Here is a 747-nt window from a genome sequence, read left to right as displayed (position 1 = left end):
GTGCGGGGACTTGGCTGAATGAAAGTTTAAAATAAATAGACTTTAGATAGAAGGTTTATAAACATGACTGAATCACTATTAGGCAATAGAAATATTAATCAGCTTGCATTTGTTGTAAAAGATATTGAATCTGCTAATGTAGCTTTTACAAAATTGTTAGGCATTAAGAAGGTTGAACCATTTCTAACTGGTGACAGTACTGTTTCGAAAGTGATTTTTAAAGGTGAACCAACAGATTCAAAATCTAAACTGGCTTTTCTTAATACACCAACCGTCCAATTCGAACTCATAGAACCGGATAAAAATCCAGGAACAATGCGTGAGTTTTTGGATACAGTAGGTGAAGGAATTCATCATATTGCTTTTGATGTTGACTCTATCCAAAAGAGGCTTCCTGTGATGGAGAAAAGTGGATACCCAGTATTGCAAACAGGTGARTTTACCTCGAGTGACGGCCGGTACGTGTATGTAGATACACTAGATGATCATAAAACGTTAGTTGAACTGCTTGAGAGTGCAGAACCGAGGCAAACAGAATGGGAAAAACCGGAGGATGACAGCGTTCAGCCGCTTTTAGGGACTAACAAAGTAGACCAGCTTGCAATTGTCGTTAAAGACCTTGATGCAGCTGCGGATGCCTACTGTAGATTGCTAGATATGGAAAAACCGTCGATCATTCACTCTGGTTCCCCTGAGGTAACAAATGTGATTTACAAAGGAAAGCCTACTGAAGGAAAATCAAGATAT

The 747-nt window shown here is 38.9% G+C and carries 1 protein-coding gene; it reads left to right on the top strand.

The window, feature by feature from the left end:
• Positions 1–63 precede the first annotated feature (63 nt).
• A partial coding sequence (locus tag AC1DUW_RS31310) for a VOC family protein (protein ID WP_477644510.1) occupies positions 64–747 on the top strand: 684 nt, incomplete at its 3' end.

Source organism: Peribacillus sp. P4_C12, from assembly GCF_056402095.1.
This window is presented reverse-complemented; position numbering and strand designations above follow the sequence as displayed.